Consider the following 21424-nt stretch of genomic DNA (forward strand, 5'->3'; position numbering starts at 1 on the left):
CGTCAAAGGCGGGGCCCCGGCCGCACGGCCGGGGCCCCAGTGGGATCAGACTCCGCGAGGACTAGTCGCGGGGCTTCTCCTGCATCTCGTAGGTCTCGATGACGTCCTCGGGGCGCAGGTCGTTGTAACCGACCCCGATACCGCACTCGAAGCCCTCGCGGACCTCGGTCGCGTCGTCCTTGAACCGCCGCAGGGATTCCACGGTGAGGTTCTCGGAGATGACGACTCCCTCCCGGATGAGCCGGGCCTTGGAGTTGCGGCGGATGAGTCCGCTCCGGACGATCGAACCGGCGATGTTGCCGATCTTGGGCACCTTGAAGACCTCGCGGATCTCGGCGCTGCCCAGCTGGACTTCCTCGTAGATGGGCTTGAGGAGTCCCTTGACCGCGGCCTCGACCTCGTCGATGGCCTGGTAGATCACCGAGTAGTACCGGATGTCGACGCCCATGCGGTCCGCGAGCTGGCTGTTCTTGCCCTCGGGTCGCACGTTGAAGCCGACGATGATCGCGTCCGCGGACGACGCCAGGTTGATGTCGTTCTGCGTGATCGCGCCGACGCCGCGTCCGATGATCCGGATGCTGACCTCGTCGCCACCGGCGTCGATCTTGAGCAGCGACTCCTCGAGCGCCTCGACCGAACCGGACATGTCGCCCTTGATGAGGAGGAGCAGCTCGGAGCGCTCGCCCTCCTTGATGGCGGACTGCCAGTTGTCGAGGGTGACCCGGCGGGCCGACTTCGCCTGCTGGGCGAAGCGCTCGCGCGCCTCACGCTGCTGGGCGATCTGACGGGCCACGCGGTCGTCCTTGACGACCAGGAAGCTGTCACCGGCGCTGGGCACGTTCGTCAGACCCAGGACCTGGACCGGACGGGACGGCTCAGCCGACTGGACGTTCTCACCGTGCTCGTCGAGCATGGCGCGAACGCGGCCGTAGGCGTCGCCACAGACGATGGAGTCACCGACGTTGAGCGTGCCGCGCTGGACCAGCACCGTGGCCATGGAACCGCGACCGCGGTCCAGGTAGGCCTCGATCGCCAGACCCTGCGCGTCCATGTCCGGGTTGGCCTGGAGGTCCAGGGCCGCGTCGGACGTGAGCACGATCGACTCGAGCAGAGCGTCGAGGTTGGTGCCCTGGAGCGCGGAGATGTCCACGAACTGGACGTCGCCGCCGTACTCCTCGGCCACCAGGCCGTACTCGGTCATCTGGGCGCGCACCCGCTGCGGGTCGGCGCCCTCGACGTCGATCTTGTTGACCGCGACGACGATCGGCACCTCGGCCGCCTTGGCGTGGTCGATGGCTTCGGCCGTCTGCGGCTTGACGCCGTCGTCGGCCGCCACGACCAGAACCGCGACGTCGGTGACCTTCGCACCACGGGCACGCATGGCGGTGAACGCCTCGTGACCAGGGGTGTCGATGAAGGTGATCTTGCGCTCTTCGCCGTCCACCTCGGTCGCGACCTGGTAGGCACCGATGTGCTGGGTGATGCCGCCGGCCTCGCCGCCGACCACGTTCGTCTTACGGATCGTGTCCAGCAGTCGGGTCTTACCGTGGTCGACGTGACCCATGACGGTGACCACCGGCGGACGCGGACGCAGTTCCTCGTCGCCGCCCTCGTCCTCACCGAACTCGATGGAGAACGACTCCAGCAGCTCGCGGTCCTCGTCCTCGGGACTGACGACCTCGATCCGGTAGCTGAGCTCCTCGCCGAGCAGCTGCAGCGTCTCGTCGGGCAGCGACTGGGTCGCGGTGACCATCTCACCCAGGTGCATCATGACCTGGACGAGCGACGCCGGGTTGACGTCGATCTTGTCGCCGAAGTCCGACAGCGAGGCGCCGCGGGACAGTCGGATGACCTGGTTGTTGCCGCTCGGGATCTTGACGCCGCCGAAGGACGGGGCCGAGAGCTCGTGGAACTCGGCACGCCGCTGCTTCTTGGACTTGCGGGCACGCCCGGGACGACCGCCCGGACGACCGAACGCACCGGCCGTTCCGCCACCGCGGCCACGACCGCCGCCACCGGGACGACCACCGAAGCCGCCGGGACGACCGCCGCCGCCACCGCCGCCGGGACGCGGACCCGCACCCGCGGGGGCTCCCCCGCGGCCACGGCCACCGCCGCCACCGGGACGACCGCCGCCGGCTCCTCCACGACCGCCGCCGGCCGGAGCCGAGGGACGCGAGGAGGGCATGTTCATGGGGCTGGGACGCGGACCACCGGGACGCGGGGCACCGCCGCCGCCACCGGGACGCGGCGGACCGCCGCCACCGGGACGGGGAGCGCCCGCGGCACCGCCGGGACGCGGGGTGCGCTGGTCGCCGACCTGCGGCGGACGCGGACCCGGACGGGGACCGCCCGGACGCGGAGCGCCACTACCCGGACGGGGGGTGCGCTGGTCGCCGGCCTGCGGGCCGGGCCGGGGGCCCGGACGCGGAGCGCCGCCGCCACCGGGACGCGGGCCGGCGGGCTTGGAGCCCATGCCGGAGGCGTTGGAGGCGAACGGGTTGTTGCCGGGACGCGGACCCGGACGGGGACCGCCCGGACGCGGGGCGCGACCGCCCTCGGGACGACCGCCCTCGGGACGGCCACCTCGCTCGGGACGCTCGCCGCGCTGGGGCCGCTCGCCGCGCTCAGCGCGCTCAGCGCGCTCAGTGCGCTCGGGACGGTCACCGCGCTCGGGGCGTCCGCCCTGCGGAGCGGGCTTGGGCGCGCCGGTGGGACGCGGACCAGCCTCTTCGCGCGCGGCGGGCTTGGCCGCCGGCTTGGGCGCGGCGGGTCGCTGCTCGACCGGCTCGGCCGACGCGGCCGCCTCGACCGGCTCGGCGGGCTTGGCCGCCGGGGCCGGCTTCGGGCCAGGCTTGGGGGCCGGACCGGGCTTGGGAGCCGCGGGACCCGGCTTGGGGGCCTGGGCGGCAGGGCGCGGACCCGGCTTGGGAGCCGATCCACCCTTCTTGCCGCCGTTGCTCTCGGACCCCTTGAAAGCTTCTTGCAGACGTCGCACGACCGGCGCCTCTATCGTCGAGGACGCCGAACGGACGAATTCGCCCATCTCGTTGAGCTTGGCCAGAACAGCCTTGCTCTCTACACCGAACTCCTTAGCGAGTTCGTACACCCGGACCTTCGCCACTGCTCTCCTTCAGCTTCGGTCCGGGACATGGGCCTGTGCCGGACCGTCGTTAGCTTGAGTTACTCATCGCTGCGTACTCATCAGGCGCTCATCGCAATCTCGACCTGCTTCCTCATCGCTACACAACAATGGGCCGGTTAACACGTGCCGACACAGCACAGTACGCCGACCTCGGTCAGTACAACCCGAAGGCCGGCCCAGACATTCCAACCCTATCGGGAGGGCCGACTCGATCCGCCATCTGGGGCGAGCTCGAAGAGGGCGTCCACCCGTGAGACGTCCCACGCGGTGCGCCCGGATCCCTCCCGGTCCCGAAAGGCGCGTGACCACACCCTGCGACGTACGGCGAGCTCGAAGCATCGCCGGTCGTGATGCAGGTAGGCACCGCGCCCGGGGTGTCGACCTCGGGTGTCGGGAATGATGGCCGAGCCCACGGCCACCAACCGCACGAGGTCGGACTGGACTGTCCGCGACCGGCATCCCACGCAGGTGCGCACGGGACCGTCACGACCGTCTTCGACCACCCTATCGCGTTGTGACACGGGCACGGTCCGATCAGCCGGCGGAAGGTGCGTCGCCCGCACGCGGCTCGCCGGTCTCGACGGGCTCCGCGGGGTCGGCGTCCGAACGGATGTCGATGCGCCACCCGGTGAGCCGCGCGGCCAGTCGGGCGTTCTGGCCCTCCTTGCCGATGGCCAGCGACTGCTGGTAGTCCGGCACGATCACGCGCGCCACGCGGGCGGCCATGTCGAGCACCTCGACCGAGTTCACCCGTGCCGGGGACAGGGCGTTGGCGACGAACACGGCGGGGTCGTCGGAGTAGTCGACGATGTCGATCTTCTCGCCGTGCAGTTCGGCCATGACGTTGCGGACACGGCTGCCGAGCGGGCCGATGCAGGCGCCCTTGGCGTTGACGCCGCCCCGGTTGGAGCGGACCGCCATCTTGGTCCGGTGGCCGGCCTCGCGGGCGATCGCCGCGATGTCGACGGTGCCGTCGGCGATCTCGGGGACCTCCAGCTCGAAGAGCTTGCGGACCAGGTTGGGGTGGGTGCGCGAGAGCGTGACCGAGGGACCCCGGTGGCCCTTGCGGACCTGCACGACGTAGGCGCGCAGGCGCTCGCCGTGGACGTAGTCCTCGGTGGGCACCTGCTCCTGCGGCGGCAGGATGGCCTCGAGCCGGCCCAGGTCCACCAGCACGTTGCGGGGGTCCTTGCCCTGCTGGATGATGCCGGAGACGATGTCGTGCTCGCGGCCGGCGAACTCGCCGAGCGTGAGCTCGTCCTCGGCGTCGCGCAGGCGCTGGAGGATGACCTGCTTGGCGGTGGAGGTCGCGATGCGACCGAATCCGGAGGGGGTGCCGTCGAACTCGCCGACCACCTCTCCCTCCTCGTCGAGCTCGGCGACCCATACGACCACGTGGCCGGTCGAGCGGTTCAGTTCGACGCGGGCCCGCTTGTCGGCGCCCTCCTCGCGGTGGTAGGCGATCAGGAGCGCGTCCTCGATGGCCTTGGCGACCAGCTCGACCGAGATGTCCTTCTCGCGTTCGAGGCTGCGCAGAACGCTCATGTCAATATCCACGGGGCTCCCCCTCTAGTCCGCCGCGTCGGTGTCGGCTGCCCGACGGAATTCCACCTGGACCTTGCCCTTGCCGAGTTCGGCGTGGGTGTAGCTCCGGGGGTGCCCCTCGACGTCCAGGGTGACACCCTGGTCGTCGGCGGCTGTGACACGACCGGTGACCTCGCCCCCCTCGACGAGGGGGACCTGCACCAGGCGGCCGCGAGAGCGCCGCCAGTGCCGCGGTTCGATCAGCGGGCGGTCCACGCCCGGGGAGGTGACCTCCAGGACGTAGGGCAGTGTGCCCATGACGTCGGAGTCCTCCAGGACGGCGTCGACCTCCTGCGTGACCTCGCCCACCGTGTCCAGGTCGACCCCGTCATCGGAGTCCACGACCACGCGCAGCACACGCCGCTTGCCCGCGGGTGTCAGTTCGACGGACTCCAGGTCCAGTCCGACCGTTGCCAGTACCGGCTCCAGCAGTTCGACGATGCGCTCGTCACGCGACTGCGCTCCCATGTCGTGTCTGCCCCTCCAAAAGGCGAAACCCCGCCCCCGCGGCCGACGGGCCGTGCACGGGGCGGTCCAGCTCTGTACGTAGTCTTCGACGAATCGGTCCGCGTCCCTGTGGGCGCGGACCCAGCGCGCGTCGCGTTCGACGGCGGCTGTGCTGCAAGGGTATCCACACCCGGACGCCTTCCAGGTCGCCGTCGGCGCGCGGGGCGCGGCGCGGGCCCGATCCCGGGTGCCGGAAACGCCGCGTGGCAGGGGGTGTCGGCCCGGACCCCGCCCGGCGGAGGCCGTGGAAAGATGGGTGGGCGGTCGCCGCCGGCGACCGCTTGTGCGAGTGGCGCGCCGGGCCGGGCGCGTACGGGAGGAGTCCGCGTGAGCACGGGTCATCGCTGCGTCAACCGCCGCACGGTGCTGGGCGCCGCGGCCGCCGGAGCGGCGGCCGTCGGTCTGTCGGGCTGCGGCGGCGCCGAGTGGTATCCGGCCGAGGTGACGCCCGACGCGTACGTCGTGCGCGCGGTGCTGCGCGAGAAGGAGCGGATGGTGACCCGCTACGAGACCGCCATCGCCGGCGGCGCGGAGCCGGCCGAGCTGCTGGGGCGGCTGCTGGAACACCACCTCACCCACGCCGACGCCCTGGCGGAGGCGCTGCCCGACGACGCCGACCCCTCGCCGGAGGCCGCGCCGGACGCGTCCGCGGTGGAGGGGCCCGCGCTGGACACGCCCCTCACGGCGGCGGACCTGCTGGTGCTGGAGTCGTCGGCGACCGCCGCACGGCTCGACCAGGCGGCCGCGGTCACCGACGCCGGGCTGGCCCAGCTGATCTGCGGTATCGGCGCGTGCGAGGCCGGGCACGCCCACCTGCTCGACGAGGAACGCTGAGCGGGCCCCGGCCCGGCACGTAGGAGGAGGAGCATGGTGAGCGAGACTCCCGCAGGCGACGAGGGGACCGACACCGGCCCGGACGCGCTGGCCGAGGCGCTGCGCGCCGAGCACGCGGCGGTGTACGGGTACGAGTACCTGGGCGGGACCGCCGACGACCAGGGGCGGCGCGAGCGCGCCCTGGCGGAGACCGCCAAGCACAAGGCCCTGCGGGACGCGCTGCACGCGGCCGCGGTGGAGCGGGGTCTGGACCCGCCGCCCGCGCTGGCCTCCTACCCCCTGCCCGAGGGGCACGGCGACGGGGACGTGGACGCCTTCGCGGTGGAGCTGGAGGGGACGACGGCGCGGGCGTACCTGTGGCTGACCGCCTCCGAGGACGCCGAGCTGCGCTGGACGGCCGCCAGGGCGCTCCAGGAGACGACCGTGCGCGCCCTGACGTGGGGCGGGGAGCTGGACGCGCTGCCCGGATTCGAACAGGCCTGAGGCCGGCTCCCGACCGTCCTCCCCGCCCTGTGCTCACACAAAATCCGTGGCGCCCCTGGGGGCGCCACGGATTCCGGTGTGCGGATTCCCGCGCGGGTTCCGCGCTCGCGGGGTCAGCCTCGGCAGGCGGCGACGGTGCGCTCGACGATCTCGGTCAGGGCGACCTCGTCGCGCTCGCCGGTGGAGCGGTCGCGCAGTTCCACCAGGCCGTCCTTGAGGCCGCGGCCGACGATGACGCTCGTGGGCACGCCGAGCAGTTCGGCGTCGGTGAACTTCACGCCGGGCGAGACGCCCTTGCGGTCGTCCACGAGCACGCGCAGGCCCTTGGCCTCCAGCTCCCTGGCGATGCGCAGGGCCTCCTCGATCTGGTCGCCCTTGCCGGTGCCGACCACGTGCACGTCGGCGGGGGCGATCTCGCGCGGCCACACGATGCCCTTGTCGTCGTGTGACTGCTCCACGACCGAGGCGACGGCGCGGGAGACGCCGATGCCGTAGGAGCCCATGGTGACCCGCTTCGGCTTGCCGTCGGAGCCCAGCGCGTCCACCTGGAAGGCGTCGGTGTACTTGCGGCCGAGCTGGAAGATGTGCCCGATCTCGATGCCGCGTGCGGTGTACAGCGTGCCCTTGCCGTCGGGCGAGGGGTCGCCGTCGCGGACCTCGGCGACGTCGATGGTGCCGTCCGGGGTGAAGTCGCGGCCGGCCACGAGGTCGATGACGTGGTGCTCGTCCCGGTCGGCGCCGGTCACCCACGCGGTGCCGGTGACCACGCGCGGGTCGACCAGGTAGCGCACCTTGCTGTCGAGCAGGGCGCGGGGGCCGATGTAGCCCTTGACCAGGAACGGGTTGGCCGCGAAGTCGGACTCGTCCAGCAGGGCGACCTCGGAGGGCTCCAGGGCGGCCTCCAGGCGCTTGAAGTCCACCTCGCGGTCGCCGGGCAGGCCCACGGCCAGCAGCTCCCACTCCTCCGAGCCCGGGGCGCGGGTCTTGACCAGGACGTTCTTGAGGGTGTCGGCCTCGACGAAGTCCCGGCCCAGGCCGGCGCCGTTGAGGAAGTCCACCAGCGTCTGGATGGTGGCGGTGCCGGGCGTGTGGTGCACGACCGCCTCGGGCAGCCCTTCGAGCGGGCGGGCGGCGGGCGCGGGCGTGGTGACGGCCTCGACGTTGGCCGCGTAGTCGGACCCCGTGCTGCGCACGAAGGTGTCCTCACCGGTCGGCGCGACGGCGAGGAACTCCTCGGAGGCCGAACCGCCCATGGCGCCGGAGGTGGCGGAGACGATGACGTACTCCAGCCCGAGCCGCTCGAAGATGCGCACGTAGGCGGCGCGGTGGGCCTCGTAGGCGGCCTGGAGTCCCTCGTCGTCGATGTCGAAGGAGTAGGAGTCCTTCATGTGGAACTCGCGGCCGCGCAGGACTCCGGCGCGGGGCCGGGCCTCGTCGCGGAACTTCTCCTGGATCTGGTACAGGATGACCGGGAAGTCCTTGTAGGAGGAGTACTCGCCCTTGACCAGGAGCGTGAAGAGCTCCTCGTGCGTGGGGCCGAGCAGGTAGTCGGCGCCCTTGCGGTCCTGGAGGCGGAAGAGGGTGTCGCCGTAGTCGTCCCAGCGGCCGGTCGCCTCGTAGTACTCGCGGGGCAGCAGCGCGGGCAGGAGGACCTCCTGGCCGCCGATGGCGTCCATCTCCTCGCGCACGACCCGGGCGACGTTCTCCAGGACGATCTTGCCCAGGGGCAGCCACGAGTAGACGCCGGGGGCGGCGCGGCGGACGTATCCGCCGCGGACGAGGAGCTTGTGGCTCGGCACCTCGGCGTCCGCCGGGTCCTCACGCAGGGTGCGCAGGAACAGGTTCGACATCCGCAGTAGCACGGCCACTCCTCGGTGATCACGCCCGTCGGGCGCGGGTTCGGAACTCGGACCCCGGCGGCACGGTTGCTCCGTGGACCCCCGTGTGTGCACACGGGCGGCCGGGGTTTCCCAGGCTAGCGCCATGAGCGAGCCCGCGCCGCCGCTCCGGGCCAGGCGCCGGTGCACCCGGGTTGTCCTACCGTGGAGGCGGTAGCCGAACGGGGAGCGGGAACATGGGCAGACGCGGGATCCGGGCACAGGACGAGGCCCCCGAAGCGGACGGGCCGCCCCGGATGGAGCTGCTCGCCGACGCCGACCGCGCCGAGTCGTGGTTCCTGGTCGTGGACGGCACACCGCAGTCGCACGTGGACCTGAGCGACCCGTCCTACCTGGACTTCTCCTACATGCGGCGGATCGCGCACGCCGCCGACCTGGTCGCGCCCGAGCGCGAGCCCATCGACGCGCTCCACCTGGGCGCGGGCGCGCTGACGATGGCGCGGTACGTGGCGCACACCCGTCCCGGCTCGCGCCAGCGCGCGGTCGACGTCGACGCGCCGCTGGTCGAACTGGTGCGGCGGCGCCTTCCGTGGGACCGGCGGGCCCAGCTGCGGGTGGGGATCGGCGACGCCCGCGAGTGGATCGGCGCCCGGCACGACTCCAGCGCGGACCTGGTCGTCAGCGACGTGTTCGCGGGGGCCCGGACCCCGGCGCGGCTGACGTCGGTGGAGTACTACACCGAGGCCGCCCGCGTCCTGCGCCCCTCGGGGCTGCTGGCGGTCAACGTCGGGGACGGCCACGCGCTGGCCCACGCGCGCCGGCAGGTGGCCACGGTCCGGGCGGTGCTGCCCCACGTGGCCCTGACCGCGGAGCCGGGGGTGCTGCGCGGGCGCAGGTTCGGCAACCTCGTCCTGGTGGCGGGGCACCGTCCGCTGCCCGTCGACGAACTGGGCCGCCGCGCGCACCGCGACCCCGAGATGGCGCGCCTGGTGGAGGGCGGGGACCTGGACCGGTTCGCCTCGGGCCGTTCGGCCGTGCACGACGCCGACGCCGCCGACTCCCCCGCCCCGCCCGAGGACCTGTTCTGACCGTGCGGGTACCCCACGGGGAGTACCGGGGCGGATGAACCGCCTCCCCCCGGACGACGCGCGACCCCGAGGTGCGGACCGTAGTGTCGAGATCGTGGCAGCACTACTTCCGCGCCCCACGCGCACCGACGCCTGGCTCACGGCGATCCTGCTCCTGCTCTCGCTGGGCAGCATTTTCGTGATCACCCTGGTCGACCCGGTCGCCACCGACCGGGATCCCTGGCCCTGCGGGTACGCGCTCATCCTGGCCGCGTGCCTGCCCGTGTTGTGGCGCAGAGCGTTCCCGTGCGCGGCCGCGGCCGTGGTGGTGGTCGCCGCCACCGTCTACTACCCGCTGGGCTATCCCGACGGCCTGGTGATGCTGTGCGCCGCGGTGATGCTCTACACCCTGGTCAGGCACGGCTACCGCGCGTTCGGCTGGACGCTCGGCATCGGGCAGTTCCTGGCCCTGAACGTCTACGAGTTCGTCGCCCACACGAGCTTTCGCCCCGAGGCCGTCGGCGTCATCGCGTGGGTCCTGGTCCTGCTGTGCACCGCGGAGGTCCTGCGCTGGCGCGACGACTACCAGGAGGCCGACCGCCAGCGGGCCGCCGAGGCCGAGCGCACCCGGGAGGAGGAGCTGCTGCGCCGGGCCTCGGACGAGCGGCTGCGCCTGGCCCGCGACGTCCACGACACCGTCGCGCACAACATCTCCCTGATCAACGTGCAGGCGGGCACCGCCCTCTACCTCATGGAGTCCGAGCCCGAGCGCGCGGCCCAGGCCCTGGCCACCATCAAGCGGACCAGCAAGGACACGCTGTCCGAACTGCGGAGCATCCTCGGCGTGCTGCGCGCCGTCGACGAGGCCGCGCCCCGCTCCCCCGTCCCGGGTGTGGAGCGCATCGACGAGTTGGTCGAGGGCACACGGCGCGGCGGCGTCGACGTGACCGCGCAGACCACGGGCACGCCGCGACACCTTCCCGCGAGCACCGGGAGCGCCGCCTACCGCACGGTGCAGGAGGCCCTGACCAACGTGGTGCGGCACTCGGGGGCCTCGCACGCGCACGTGCGGATCGCCTACGGGCCGTCGGCGCTGGAGATCGAGGTCACCGACGACGGCCACGGCACCGTCGGCCCGCCCGTGCCCGGCAACGGCATCACCGGGATGGCCGAGCGCGCCGCCATGGTCGGCGGCTCGGTGGACGCGCACCCGCTGGAAGGGGGAGGATTCCGGGTACGGGCACGTCTGCCCTTGGACGGCGGCGATCGTCCCTCCGCCGTTCCCCACGACGAAACGAGGCCCCTGTGATCCGCGTGCTGCTCGCCGACGACCAGGCACTGGTGCGGGCGGGCTTTCGCGCGCTGCTCGACAGCGCCCCCGACATCGAGGTGGCCGGCGAGGCCGCCGACGGGGAGGAGGCGGTCCGGCTGACCCGGGCCGAGCGTCCCGACGTCGTCCTGATGGACATCCGGATGCCCGGCGTGGACGGTCTGGCCGCCACGGAGCGGATCCTGACCGACGGGAACCTCGACGCGACCCGGATCATCATCCTCACCACGTTCGATGTGGACGAGTACATCTTCGAGGCGCTGCGGGCGGGCGCCAGCGGGTTCCTGGTCAAGGACACCGAGCCCCGTGACCTGTTGCAGGCGGTGCGCGTGGTGCACGAGGGCGAGGCGCTGCTGTCCCCGGGCATCACGCGCCGCCTGATCGCCGACTACGCGGGCCGCCCCCGCGGCGCCCCCGCGCCGTCGGTCCGGTTGAACGGCCTCACCGAGCGTGAGCGCGAGGTGCTGGCCCTGGTCGGCGAGGGCCTGACCAACACGGAGATCGCGCAGCGGCTGGTGGTCAGCCCGGCCACGGCCAAGACCCACGTCAGCCGCACCATGGTGAAGCTGGGCGTGCGGGACCGGGCGCAGCTCGTCGTGATCGCCTACGAGACCGCGCTGGTGACTCCCAAGTGGAGCCAGGGGAGCTGACCGGCCGGGGCCGCGCGGGCCGCACGGGCCCCTCCCCCTCCCCCTGGTCCGCGCCCCGAACCCTCGGGGCCGGGTCGGGGCGGCCTCAGGGCGATCCCCTACACCCGCGGGAGTACCGGCCGCGGCACCGCTACCCCGCGGGAGGGACACCGAGAGACCCCTCCGGGACGATGTGCCGGCCCGGGTCCGCATCGGATGCTGACAGCGTTCCCACCTCACGCCGAACGCAAGGCACACGATGTTCGAAGATCCCCTCCTGCTCGCCAGGCTCCAGTTCGCCCTGACCGCGGCGACGCACTTCATGTTCGTCACCCTGACCCTGGGCCTGGCGCCCTACATCCTCGTCACCCAGCTCATCGCCACCCTGCGCGGCGACCGCCGACGGATGGCCGCCGTGCGCTTCTGGGGCGGGCTGTACCTGGTCAACTACGGGATGGGCGTGCTCTCCGGGCTGGTGATGGAACTCCAGCTCGCGGTGAACTGGAACGGCCTGCACGAGATGTTCGGCTACTCCTTCGCCGCTCCGCTGGCCCTGGAGACGATGACCGCGTTCTTCGTGGAGTCGACCTTCCTGGGGCTGTGGATCTTCGGGTGGGACCGCATGGGCCGGTGGGCGCACCTCGGGTGCTTCGCGGTGGTCACCGCCACCGCCTACCTCTCCGCCTGGTGGGTGCTCGTGGCCAACGGCTTCCTGCGCAACCCGGTGGGCTTCGAGATGGTCGACGGCGTGGCGCACCTGACCGACCCGGTGGCGCTGATGACCAACTCAGCGGCGCTGGTGGCCTTCCTGCACATCATCACCGGGGCGCTGCTGGTCGGAGCGCTGGTGATCGCCGCCACGAGCGCCTACCACCTCCGGCGCGCGGACGACCCGGACGGGATCTTCCGCCGCGGCGCCGTCTTCGCGACGGTGCTCATGTGCCTGCTGCCCATCCCGGTGGCGGCGTTCGGCGGTATGCAGTTCGATCTCTTCGGCACGGCGCCGCCCACCAGCGGGCTCACCTACACCGCCGGAGAGATCGAGGCGATCGAGGAGGCGGCGTCCGGCGGAGCGCTGCTCACGTCCGCCAACACGGGCAGCGAGGTCCTCATGGTCACCATGTGGGCGCTGATGTTCTTCCTCGGTCCGCTCATGCTGGTGGGCCTGCTGCTGTACCGGCCGCTCCGTCGCCTTCCCGGGCTGCGCAGGCTGCTCCTCGCCCCGCTGCTGGTGACCCCGTTCCTGCCCTACGCGGCGAGCGTGGCCGGCTGGGTCTTCCGCGAGACCAACCGCCAGCCGTGGGCGGTCGTGCACCACCTGACCACCGCCGACGCCGTGACCCCCCTGTCCCCGGGGGCGGCCGCGGTCTCCTTCTCCTTCTTCACGGGCGCGTTCGCCGTCCTGGCCGTGGTCACGTGCTGGCTGCTCGTGCGCTTCGCCCGGCGCGGGCCGCGGGGAGGTCCGCTCGCCGAGCGCCCCGCGGACGCACCCGAGCGGCCCACCGCCCCCGTCCACTCGTTCTGAGACCCGGAGTACCTGACATGGACGTCCTCTCCACTCTTCTTCTCTCCCTGTTCGTCGTGGGCTACCTCGTCCTGGCCGGCGCCGACATCGGGCTGGGGATGCTGATGCCGAAGGTGGCACGCACTCCGGAGCAGCGGCGCCGCGTGGTGGCGGCGATCGCCCCGTACTTCCTGGCCTCGGAGGTCTGGCTGGTCGCCGCGGTCGGCGTGCTGGCGGGCCTGTTCCCGTCCCTGGACCACCACGTGGTCACCGAGCTGGGTCCGGTGCTCCTGGCCCTGCTCGGCGCCTGGCTCGTCCGCGACTCCGGGCTGTGGCTGCGCGCTCGGGTGGACACCCCGTCCTGGCGCGCCGTCTGCGACACGGCGGTCGTGGCGGGCAGCTGGGGCGTCGCCGCCTCCTGGGGACTGGTGCTGGCGGGTCTGCTCACCCACGGCCCGACCGCGAGCGTGTTCACCCCGCTGTGCGTGGTCGCCGTGCTGGCGCTGTTCGCGCTGCGCGGCGCGTCCTTCGGCGCCGAGCGCCTGGTCGGCGAGTTCCACGACGACAGCGCGGACGTGGCGGCGCAGGCCACCCGGGTCCTGGCGAGGGTGGCGCTGGCCGCCACCCTCCTGGCCGCGGGGGCCGCCCTGCTGCCGGGCGGTGTGGTGACCGGCCGGCCGTTGGTGGCCGCGGTGGCGGCCGTGGCACTGCTGGGCGTGCTGGCGGTGACCAGCGGGCTGACGGGACCGATGCTCTCCCGCCACACGTCGGCGCTGGCGATGGGCGCGGCGGGTGTCCTGACGGCCCTGTGCGCGCAGCTGCCGGTGGAGCCGGTCCCGGCCACGGCGGCGGTGTTCGTGTGGGTGATGCTGGCCCCGGCCGTGCCGTTCATGGTGCTCGGCCAGGTGTGGATGTACCGGCTGGCGCGCCGCCCCGCCCCGGTGCCGACGTTCTTCGCCTAGTGCAGGCCGGGGCCCGGCCGATAACGGCCAATACCCAGGGGAACGGTTGACCGGGCCCGGGAACGGAAACCCTTCCTCTCGGAGACCGTCCGTGACGCCCCTCCGGTTCGGCGGAGGTCGGCGTGATCGCGCACGGACGGCGCCGACCCCTGAAGGAGTGACTGTGACACACCCCCTGGACACGTCCCCGGAGCTGAGCGGTTGCGGCTGTGGTTCGGGCTGCGGCTGCGGCTGCCAGAGCGGCGGCTCGTGCAACTGCGGCGGTAAGTGCGGCTAGACACACCGGTTCCCGTGGGCCCGTCCCCCAGGGCGGCCCACGGGGTTTCGGACGGCCACACCCCGCGTGTCGCGACATTCCGCGACGATAGGTATACGCTGAGTTACTACGAAGCTGCGTATCCACCCGTTGGGGGAGATCAGCGATGCCGCCGTTCACACGACAAGCGCCACGGACGCCCCTGCGGGGCCGACACTCCGAACACGACCGGTTGCTCCGGTGCGTGCAGGGCATCCAGGAGCGCTCGGCTCGGGCGGTCCCCTGGGAGCCCGACACGGTCGGCCTGCCGGAACCCGCCACCGACAGCGCCCTGGCCCGGATCAACGACGTGGCCTTCTACGCGAACGCGCGCGAGGAGGTGTCGGTCCTGGCGGGAGTGTGCGCCGACCTGCTCCGACTGCACAGCCCGGACGCGGACGCAGACGCGGACACCGCGGGCGGACAGGTGTGCCACGGCTGCCGTCAACCCTGGCCCTGTCCCACCTTCGACGAGCTCGCCCGCCTCATGCGCTGAGGCCGGCCGAGCGGCCACGACGAACGTCGCCCGTCGAAGCCGGGGCGCGATCCGGCTTCAACGGGCGACGGTTCTCACTCGCCTGCCACCGTCGGCGTCCGGGCGGCGGGGCCGCCGGACGCCCTCACCGGGCCAGGCACTACGCAGAGACTAATACTGAAACGCGTTCTACTGCAAGACCCCGGGCATGCTCATCATGCGCGACAGGCCTATCGGTCTGCAACCGGCCGACATTTGTGGAACAGGATCTACTTGGCGTCCGGGAGCGTGTACTGGATCGCCGCGCGGTCCGCGATCATGGGGCGGATGACGCCCAGGGCGGCCTGGTGCTCGGGGTGGTCGCGGTAGGCCACGAATCCGGCCTCGTCGTCGACGTCGGCCACCACGGCGAAGTCGAAGGCGCCGTCGCTGATGCCGGCGTCGGGACCGAAGGAGTAGGCGCGCAGCTCCGGGATGGCGCTGGGCAGGTTCGTGAGGAGTTCCTGGACCCGGGTCACCCCGTCGGGCGTGACGTCGTCCCGCCAGCGGAAGAGTGCGATGTGTCGAATAGCCATACGGGAGAACCTACTCCCGTCAGGCCCAGGGGCGGGGGACAGCCCCTGGGACCGACACCCGGGCGACGGATGCGGCGGCCTTGAGGCCCTCCGGACGACCGGCGGCCCTTCAGCCTTGAGCGGGGCACGCCCCGTCCCATTGACGGTAACGAGCGGTCGGTAACGCGAACACCCCTGTTCGGATAACCGGAACGTCTCGATTGCGGACGGGGCTCGCGGGGCCGGGGAGCGGTCCACCGTCCTCGACGGCGCCCTCCCGCGCCGCCCCGCGCCGTCGCGGTCCCGCCTGCGGACCGGGGCGGACGCGGAACAGACGGCGGTCCGCCGCCCGGCGCCGGGGCCGCGCGCACAGGAAGGGAGTTCACCAATGGAAACGCTGCGTCACGGAAATCAAAAAGGTTGCACGAGGTTGCAATTCCACCCGTCGAGCGCAAGACAAAAGCCCCGGGGTAAAGGCCCCCGGGGCTCTGTTCAACTGACCCTCGTGGCCAGTAGATAGGCCGATGGCGCGTCCGCGTCCACGATATCGGTCACTCTCCAGGCCTGGCCGCCGACCGTGAAGACGTCACCGACGCGAACGTCGATCATCGGAGTGGGGCGCCACTCCTTCGGTCCCCCGATCTTGGCGACCGGACGGCCGTCATCGTCGACCCAGAAGTGGCCGCCGCCCACCGGCCCTCCGACGAAACGATCGTTCCGCCCGTAACTGATCTTCTCCTGCGCGCCGACCTCGTGCACCACAGTGGATCCAGTCCCAACCGTCTCAGTTTCCATTGAAATCGCCGCCCGATACCCCCCGCGTGAATTCTCCGGGCTCCATGCGAACGACGCTTGCTGATGTTATCCCACAAAAGGAAAGCGCGGACGAGGACTTTGGTCCTCACCCGCGCCGCGGATTCCTTCGAGTTATTCAGCGCCTGGACGGAGAACCCTTGAGCCGCCCCACGAACGTTTCGAGGGCCGAGCTGAACGGCTGGTCGTGCACCATGTACGTCCACGTCATCGACGGCCGCTTGACCCCGACCGTGCTCACGTCGAGCTCGCCGTCGACGACCTCCAGCTCCTCGAAGCTCTCCGCCGCCCGTGTGCGCGCGTCGTCGAGGAACCCCTTGAAGACCGGCACGGCCTCGCGGTTGAACTCGTCCAGCGGGTCGCGACGGCCCAGGTAGCGCAGGTAGATGCCCTCGCGCAGCTCCGCCAGGAACGCGTTGTGGTCGGTCCAGCCGCGGTCCAGGTGGAACAGGGTGATCAGGCGCGCCGCCCGGGCGACCTTCTCCTCGTCCAGCTCCTCCACCAGCTCCGCGTGCCGTTCCGCCCGGTCCGCGGCCACGTGCCGGTCGCCCTGGTCACTGGTCAGCACCAGCTCGCGGTGCTCCAGGACCACGTCGCGCTGGACGTCGATGAGCTGGTTGTACCGCCACGTGTTCCGGTGCACCTCCAGCAGCTGGCCCTCGGCGACCCGCTGCGCGTGGTCGACCATCGACAGCCAGCCCTCGTCGGTGATCTCGCCTTCGGCGGTCGTCTTGTACCCGGTGGACTCCGGGGCGTTGTTGACGATGAGGTCGTCGTCCATGCTCACGAAGAAGAGGGAGTCGCCCGGGTCGCCCTGGCGTCCCGCGCGACCGCGCAGCTGGCCGTCCAGGCGGCTGCTGGGGTAGCGGCCGTAGCCCACGACGTACAGCCCGCCGGCCTCGACCACCCGGTCGCGGTCGGCCATGTCGCTGCCGCCCAGGCGGATGTCGGTGCCCCGGCCCGCCATCTGGGTGGACACGGTCACGGCCCCGTGGGTGCCCGCCTCGGCGATGATCGTCGCCTCGTCGGCGTCGTTCTTGGCGTTGAGGACCACGCACTCCAGCCCGGCCTCCGCCAGTCGCCCGGCCAGGAGCTCGGACTCGGCGACGTCCTGCGTGCCGATGAGGATGGGGCGCCCGGTCTCGTGGATCTCCGCCACCTTGGCGACGAGGGCGTCCTCCTTCTCCTCGCGCGTGGCGTACAGGCGCGTGCCGTGGTCCTCGCGGACGTTGGGCTTGTTGGAGGGGATGACCGCGACCTCGAGCTCGTAGAACTCACGGAGCTGCTCGGCCACCGCCATCGCGGTACCGGTCATGCCGGCGCGCCTGGGGTAGCGCAGGACCAGCGACTGCACGGTGATGGAGTCCAGCACCTCGCCGGTCTCGCTGACCTCGACCTTCTCCTTGGCCTCGACCGCGGCCTGGAGGCCGTCCGGCCAGCGCTGGAGCAGGGCGATGCGCCCGCGCGACTCGTTGATGAGGCGGACCTCGCCGTCGCGCACCACGTAGTGGACGTCGCGCTGGAGCAGCGCGTGCGCGTGCAGGGCGAGGTTGACCTGCGGAAGGATCGAGGTGTCGTCCTCGGAGTAGAGGTCGACCCCGCCCAGCGCCTTCTCCACCGCGTCGATGCCGTCGTCGGTGAGCTGCACGTTGCGGCCCTCGGCGTCGACCGTGTAGTGCAGGCGCGGGCGCAGGTGGCGGACGATGTCGGCCATCTCGACGTCGCCGACCTGGCTCTCGGCCGCGCCGGCCAGGACCAGCGGCACGCGCGCCTCGTCCACGAGCACGGAGTCGGCCTCGTCGACGATCGCGATGTTGGGCGGCGGGACCACGCGCTCGTCGACGTCGGTGACCATGCGGTCGCGCAGGACGTCGAAGCCCAGCTCGGTCACGGCCGCGTAGGTGACGTCGCACGAGTAGGCGTCGCGGCGCTCCGCGGGCGTGGAGTCCTCGTTGATCCACCCGACCGTGACGCCGAGGAGGTCGTAGAGGGGGCGCATCCACTCGGCGTCGCGCTTGGCGAGGTAGTCGTTGACGCTCACCAGGTGCACGCGCTGGCCGCGCAGCGCGAATCCGGCCGCGGCCAGGGCGCCCGCGAGGGTCTTGCCCTCACCGGTGGCCATCTCGGCGACGTGCCCGTCCAACAGCGCCATGACGCCCAGCAGCTGGACGTCGAACGGCCGCTCGTTGAGGGCGCGTCGAGCCGCCTCACGGCCGACCGCGCACAGCGACACGAGGTCGTCGCGTTCATAGGGGAGCTCGGCGTTGCCGAGTTCGATGGCGGTCTCCGTCAGCTCGGCGTCGTCGAGCTCACGCAGTTCCGCCTCCTTGTCCTCGATGGCCGACAGGAGCTTGGTATAAGGCCTCAGGTCCACCGCACCGGGCTTGCCCAGTAGGCGGCGGACGCTGTCGGCCATTCGTCCGAACACCACGCCAGAGTAACGCCGGACACAACCCCTTCGTTCCCCTCGGGTGCCGCATCCGCCTCACCGGGGCCGGCGGATCACCGGACGAGTTGGCCGCGCGAGCGCTGGCGGGCCTCCAAGGCCATGCCGTGCTTGACGAGGGTGACCAGGACTCCGACCACGGACTGCTTGTCGCGCGCGTCGCAGTAGACGACCGGCACCTCGGGGGGCAGGTCGAGCGCGTCGCGGAGTTCGTCGGCGCCGTAGGCGTACTCCGGGTCGAACTGGTTGATGGCGACCACGAAGGGCAGGCGGTACTGGCGCTCGAAGTAGTCCAGGGCCTGGAAGGTGTCCTCCAGCCGCCGCACGTCCGCCAGGATGACGGCGCCGAGCGCGCCCCGGACGAGGTCGTCCCACATGAACCAGAAGCGCTGCTGGCCCGGGGTTCCGAAGAGGAAGAGGGTCAGGTCGGTCTCCAGGGAGATCCGCCCGAAGTCCATCGCGACCGTGGTGCTGGTCTTGTCGGGGGTGTGGGAGAGGTCGTCGACGCCCGCGCTGGCCGCGGTCACGGCCGCCTCGGTTCGCACCGGTGGGATCTCGGAGACGGTGCCGACGAAGGTGGTCTTACCGACGCCGAAGCCACCCGCGATGATGATCTTGGTCGACAGTCCGGTGGGTGCGTGGACGGTGTGCGTACTACTGGCTGGCTCATTCACGGTGTGTCCTAGCGGGAGAGCCGGGCGCGGCCGTGCGGCTCAGAGTGCCCGGAGCTGAGGGGAACGGCACTCTCCCCCGGTCCGAACCACCGCGGGGCGCCGCATCTGGAACCTAACACCGGCCGGAGCCTCCGGGCGGCGTTTCCGAACAGTCGGCGACGAGACGTGGTTCACCGCGTTCCGTGACGGGACGAGTACGGGGGTCATGAGCAGGGAAGGGTCGGTTTCGGGCGGATCGGGGACCGAAGGTCCCGATTTTCCCGGACCTGACCCCCCGAGGAACACTGGGTGATCGGGCAGGCACACATCTGTACCCTCGCAGCGGCACTTTACGACTGTGCGAGCGACCGCTTCCGGCCGCTTTCGGCCGCGCCAATCCCTGTCCGGGTCCGGCGGCGGAGTCTACGGTGGAGGACAGGCACCCGCCGACACACGGTCATCCGGACTCCTGGCACGAGGACGCGACCCTCCGCGGGAGCCTCGGCGACGCCCAGGGGGCGACCGGCCGGTACCGACGCCTCGCTCTTCGGTGTCGGTCCGGGCCCTTCGCTCGGGACGGCGCTCCAGCGCCCCACCGGCCCACAACCGTCCACGTGGGCCGGTGGCGGCCCACCCGTCACCCGCCATCGCCCGCCGTCGCCCGCCGTCGCCCGGAGGGCGCTTTCGCGCGGGGCCGGGCAACCACCCTCAACGGACGGCCTCCGGCCGCGGGTCGCCCCACCCGTCATCCGCCCGTCGCCTGCCATCGGCCTGGGCGCGGGCAGCGCGGCGGCCTCGTGGGCACGGCCTAGAATGGGCTCGGCCCACGGGCCGTGACCATCCGACTTCTCTCCCGAGGGAGCCGAGAACCCCACATGTCCGAGCAGCGCGTCGTCCGCCCCACCCCCATCAGCGGTTTTCCCGAGTGGACCCCCCAGGTCCGAGCTGTGGAGCAGCGGTGGCTGGACCATATCCGCGCCGGGTTCGAGTCCTTCGGCTTCGCGTCCGTGGAGACCCCCTCGGTCGAGAGCCTGGACGTGTTGATGGCCAAGGGCGAGACCTCCCAGGAGGTCTACACCCTGCACCGCCTCCAGGCCGACGCCAAGGACGACTCCGACGCCAGGCTCGGGCTGCACTTCGACCTGACCGTGCCCTTCGCCCGGTACGTGGCCCAGCACTTCAACGAGCTGACCTTCCCCTTCAAGCGCTACCAGACCCAGCGCGTGTGGCGGGGAGAGCGGCCGCAGGAGGGGCGCTTCCGCGAGTTCACCCAGTGCGACATCGACGTGATCAACGTCGACTCCGTCCCCCTGCACTTCGACGCCGAGCTGCCCAGGATCGTGCACCAGGTCCTGAGCGGCCTGGACCTGCCCGCCTGGACGCTCAACGTCAACAACCGCAAGGTGCTCCAGGGCTTCTACGAGGGCCTGGGCGTCAAGGACCCGGTGGCCGTCATCCGGGCCGTGGACAAGCTCCACAAGATCGGCGACGACGCGGTGCGCGAGATCATGCTCGCGGACGGGCTCACCGGGGAGCAGGCCGACGCCTGCCTCGCCCTGGCCCGGATCCGGGGCGGCGACGTGGCCGAGCGGGTCTCCGAGCTGGGCGTCACCTCGGAACTGCTCACCGAGGGCCTGGACGAGCTCACCTTCGTCCTGGACGAGCTCGCCGACCTGCCGGAGGGCAGCGTCGTGGCCGACCTGTCCATCGCGCGCGGGCTCGACTACTACACCGGCACCGTGTACGAGGCGTCCTTCGACGACGACCCCGACTACGGCAGCATCTGCGCCGGGGGCCGCTACGAGAACCTGGCCGGGCAGTTCATCCGGCGCCGCCTGCCGGGCGTGGGCATCTCCATCGGGCTCACCCGGATCTTCGCCAAGCTGGTGGCCGAGGGCCGCATCGAGGAGGGGCGGATCTGCCCGACCGACGTCATGGTCGTGGTGCCCAGCGCCGAGCGGCGGGCCGAGGCCCTGCGCACCGGGGCGGGCCTGCGCGAGCGGGGCTTCAACACCGAGGTGTTCCACTCCACCGCCAAGGTCGGCAAGCAGATCCAGTACGCCGCCAAGAAGGGCATCCCCTTCGTCTGGTTCCCGCCGTTCGAGGACGGCGGCGAGCACGAGGTGAAGGACATGGGCTCGGGCGACCAGGCCCCCGCCGACCCCACCACCTGGCGGCCGGCCGCAGGATAACGGCTGTATCGTCACGGCGCGACCGGTACGGGCGGATCATTGCCGCCCGTACCGGAACCGGCCATTCCCGAGACATACGCGACCGCTGGGTGTCAGACTGGTGACAGCCTGTC

At 71.8% G+C, this 21424-nt stretch carries 18 protein-coding genes; 9 read left to right on the forward strand and 9 right to left on the reverse strand.

Annotation, left to right across the window (positions count from 1 at the left end; all coding sequences use genetic code 11):
• Positions 1 to 61: 61 nt before the first annotated feature.
• From infB to rimP, 4 genes are all read right to left on the reverse strand, one after another.
• Positions 62 to 3124 (reverse strand): translation initiation factor IF-2, encoded by a 3063-nt coding sequence (gene infB, locus DFP74_RS03755; protein WP_121180416.1) that lies wholly within the window; start codon positions 3122 to 3124, stop codon positions 62 to 64.
• 212 nt (positions 3125 to 3336) lie between these two features.
• Positions 3337 to 3708, reverse strand: a complete 372-nt coding sequence (locus tag DFP74_RS03760) for a YlxR family protein (RefSeq protein ID WP_370013336.1) — start codon at positions 3706 to 3708, stop codon at positions 3337 to 3339.
• Positions 3680 to 4690, reverse strand: coding sequence for a transcription termination factor NusA (gene nusA, locus DFP74_RS03765; RefSeq protein WP_121180418.1), 1011 nt, complete (start codon positions 4688 to 4690; stop codon positions 3680 to 3682). The genes DFP74_RS03760 and nusA overlap by 29 nt, the downstream gene beginning before the upstream one ends.
• A 24-nt stretch (positions 4691 to 4714) precedes the next feature.
• A complete protein-coding gene (gene rimP, locus DFP74_RS03770) occupies positions 4715 to 5197 on the reverse strand; it encodes a ribosome maturation factor RimP (RefSeq protein ID WP_121180419.1) in 483 nt (160 codons plus the stop codon).
• Positions 5198 to 5563: 366 nt separating this feature from the next.
• Between rimP and DFP74_RS03775 the strand changes: the two genes are divergently transcribed.
• A complete protein-coding gene (locus DFP74_RS03775; protein WP_121180420.1) occupies positions 5564 to 6070 on the forward strand; it encodes a ferritin-like domain-containing protein in 507 nt (168 codons plus the stop codon).
• Positions 6071 to 6103: 33 nt separating this feature from the next.
• A complete protein-coding gene (locus DFP74_RS03780; RefSeq protein ID WP_199725472.1) occupies positions 6104 to 6553 on the forward strand; it encodes a ferritin-like domain-containing protein in 450 nt (149 codons plus the stop codon).
• 113 nt (positions 6554 to 6666) lie between these two features.
• Here DFP74_RS03780 and DFP74_RS03785 read toward each other — a convergent pair whose 3' ends face one another.
• Positions 6667 to 8403, reverse strand: coding sequence for a proline--tRNA ligase (locus DFP74_RS03785; protein WP_121180421.1), 1737 nt, complete (start codon positions 8401 to 8403; stop codon positions 6667 to 6669).
• 224 nt (positions 8404 to 8627) lie between these two features.
• On the opposite strand from DFP74_RS03785, the gene DFP74_RS03790 reads away from it, so the two are divergent.
• The 6 genes from DFP74_RS03790 to DFP74_RS03815 all read left to right on the forward strand — a co-directional run bounded on the left by DFP74_RS03790 (position 8628) and on the right by DFP74_RS03815 (position 14674).
• On the forward strand, positions 8628 to 9479 hold the full coding sequence (locus DFP74_RS03790) for a spermidine synthase (RefSeq protein WP_121180422.1): 852 nt from the start codon (positions 8628 to 8630) through the stop codon (positions 9477 to 9479).
• 94 nt (positions 9480 to 9573) lie between these two features.
• Complete coding sequence (locus DFP74_RS03795) at positions 9574 to 10767, forward strand: sensor histidine kinase (protein WP_121188015.1); 1194 nt, start codon at positions 9574 to 9576, stop codon at positions 10765 to 10767.
• Positions 10764 to 11438 carry a response regulator transcription factor gene (locus tag DFP74_RS03800; protein ID WP_121180423.1) on the forward strand — a complete coding sequence of 225 codons (675 nt, stop codon included), beginning with the start codon at positions 10764 to 10766 and terminating at the stop codon, positions 11436 to 11438. Before DFP74_RS03795 ends, DFP74_RS03800 begins: the two co-directional genes overlap by 4 nt.
• Before the next feature lie 238 nt (positions 11439 to 11676).
• Positions 11677 to 12942 (forward strand): cytochrome ubiquinol oxidase subunit I, encoded by a 1266-nt coding sequence (locus DFP74_RS03805; RefSeq protein WP_121180424.1) that lies wholly within the window; start codon positions 11677 to 11679, stop codon positions 12940 to 12942.
• A 17-nt stretch (positions 12943 to 12959) separates the two neighbouring features.
• Positions 12960 to 13883: a cytochrome d ubiquinol oxidase subunit II gene (locus DFP74_RS03810; RefSeq protein ID WP_121180425.1), complete on the forward strand. Its 924-nt coding sequence runs from the start codon at positions 12960 to 12962 to the stop codon at positions 13881 to 13883.
• A 422-nt stretch (positions 13884 to 14305) separates the two neighbouring features.
• A complete protein-coding gene (locus tag DFP74_RS03815) occupies positions 14306 to 14674 on the forward strand; it encodes a hypothetical protein (protein ID WP_121180426.1) in 369 nt (122 codons plus the stop codon).
• Positions 14675 to 14922: 248 nt separating this feature from the next.
• Here the strand turns inward: DFP74_RS03815 and DFP74_RS03820 are convergent, their stop codons facing one another.
• The 4 genes from DFP74_RS03820 to DFP74_RS03835 form a co-directional block, all read right to left on the reverse strand.
• Positions 14923 to 15228, reverse strand: coding sequence for a Dabb family protein (locus tag DFP74_RS03820; RefSeq protein WP_121180427.1), 306 nt, complete (start codon positions 15226 to 15228; stop codon positions 14923 to 14925).
• A 471-nt stretch (positions 15229 to 15699) separates the two neighbouring features.
• On the reverse strand, positions 15700 to 15969 hold the full coding sequence (locus DFP74_RS03825) for a DUF6406 domain-containing protein (RefSeq protein ID WP_121180428.1): 270 nt from the start codon (positions 15967 to 15969) through the stop codon (positions 15700 to 15702).
• 169 nt (positions 15970 to 16138) lie between these two features.
• On the reverse strand, positions 16139 to 18436 hold the full coding sequence (gene secA2, locus DFP74_RS03830; RefSeq protein ID WP_121188016.1) for an accessory Sec system translocase SecA2: 2298 nt from the start codon (positions 18434 to 18436) through the stop codon (positions 16139 to 16141).
• Positions 18437 to 18522: 86 nt separating this feature from the next.
• Positions 18523 to 19140 carry an ATP/GTP-binding protein gene (locus DFP74_RS03835; RefSeq protein ID WP_121180429.1) on the reverse strand — a complete coding sequence of 206 codons (618 nt, stop codon included), beginning with the start codon at positions 19138 to 19140 and terminating at the stop codon, positions 18523 to 18525.
• Between the two features lie 854 nt (positions 19141 to 19994).
• Here DFP74_RS03835 and hisS point away from each other — a divergent pair.
• Entirely contained in the window at positions 19995 to 21311 is a 1317-nt protein-coding gene (hisS, locus tag DFP74_RS03840) for a histidine--tRNA ligase (RefSeq protein WP_121180430.1), read from the forward strand.
• Positions 21312 to 21424 lie beyond the last annotated feature (113 nt).

This window comes from Nocardiopsis sp. Huas11 (assembly GCF_003634495.1).
Taxonomy (GTDB): domain Bacteria; phylum Actinomycetota; class Actinomycetes; order Streptosporangiales; family Streptosporangiaceae; genus Nocardiopsis.

What these genes read in the sequence shown, in the direction of transcription:
- nusA (WP_121180418.1), bottom strand. Translation starts at nt 4,690, where the DNA reads ATGAGCGTTCTGCGCAGCCTCGAACGCGAGAAGGACATCTCGGTCGAG.
- rimP (WP_121180419.1), bottom strand. Translation starts at nt 5,197, where the DNA reads ATGGGAGCGCAGTCGCGTGACGAGCGCATCGTCGAACTGCTGGAGCCG.
- DFP74_RS03780 (WP_199725472.1), top strand. Translation starts at nt 6,104, where the DNA reads ATGGTGAGCGAGACTCCCGCAGGCGACGAGGGGACCGACACCGGCCCG.
- DFP74_RS03785 (WP_121180421.1), bottom strand. Translation starts at nt 8,403, where the DNA reads ATGTCGAACCTGTTCCTGCGCACCCTGCGTGAGGACCCGGCGGACGCC.
- DFP74_RS03790 (WP_121180422.1), top strand. Translation starts at nt 8,628, where the DNA reads ATGGGCAGACGCGGGATCCGGGCACAGGACGAGGCCCCCGAAGCGGAC.
- DFP74_RS03805 (WP_121180424.1), top strand. Translation starts at nt 11,677, where the DNA reads ATGTTCGAAGATCCCCTCCTGCTCGCCAGGCTCCAGTTCGCCCTGACC.
- DFP74_RS03810 (WP_121180425.1), top strand. Translation starts at nt 12,960, where the DNA reads ATGGACGTCCTCTCCACTCTTCTTCTCTCCCTGTTCGTCGTGGGCTAC.
- DFP74_RS03815 (WP_121180426.1), top strand. Translation starts at nt 14,306, where the DNA reads ATGCCGCCGTTCACACGACAAGCGCCACGGACGCCCCTGCGGGGCCGA.
- DFP74_RS03820 (WP_121180427.1), bottom strand. Translation starts at nt 15,228, where the DNA reads ATGGCTATTCGACACATCGCACTCTTCCGCTGGCGGGACGACGTCACG.
- secA2 (WP_121188016.1), bottom strand. Translation starts at nt 18,436, where the DNA reads ATGGCCGACAGCGTCCGCCGCCTACTGGGCAAGCCCGGTGCGGTGGAC.
- hisS (WP_121180430.1), top strand. Translation starts at nt 19,995, where the DNA reads ATGTCCGAGCAGCGCGTCGTCCGCCCCACCCCCATCAGCGGTTTTCCC.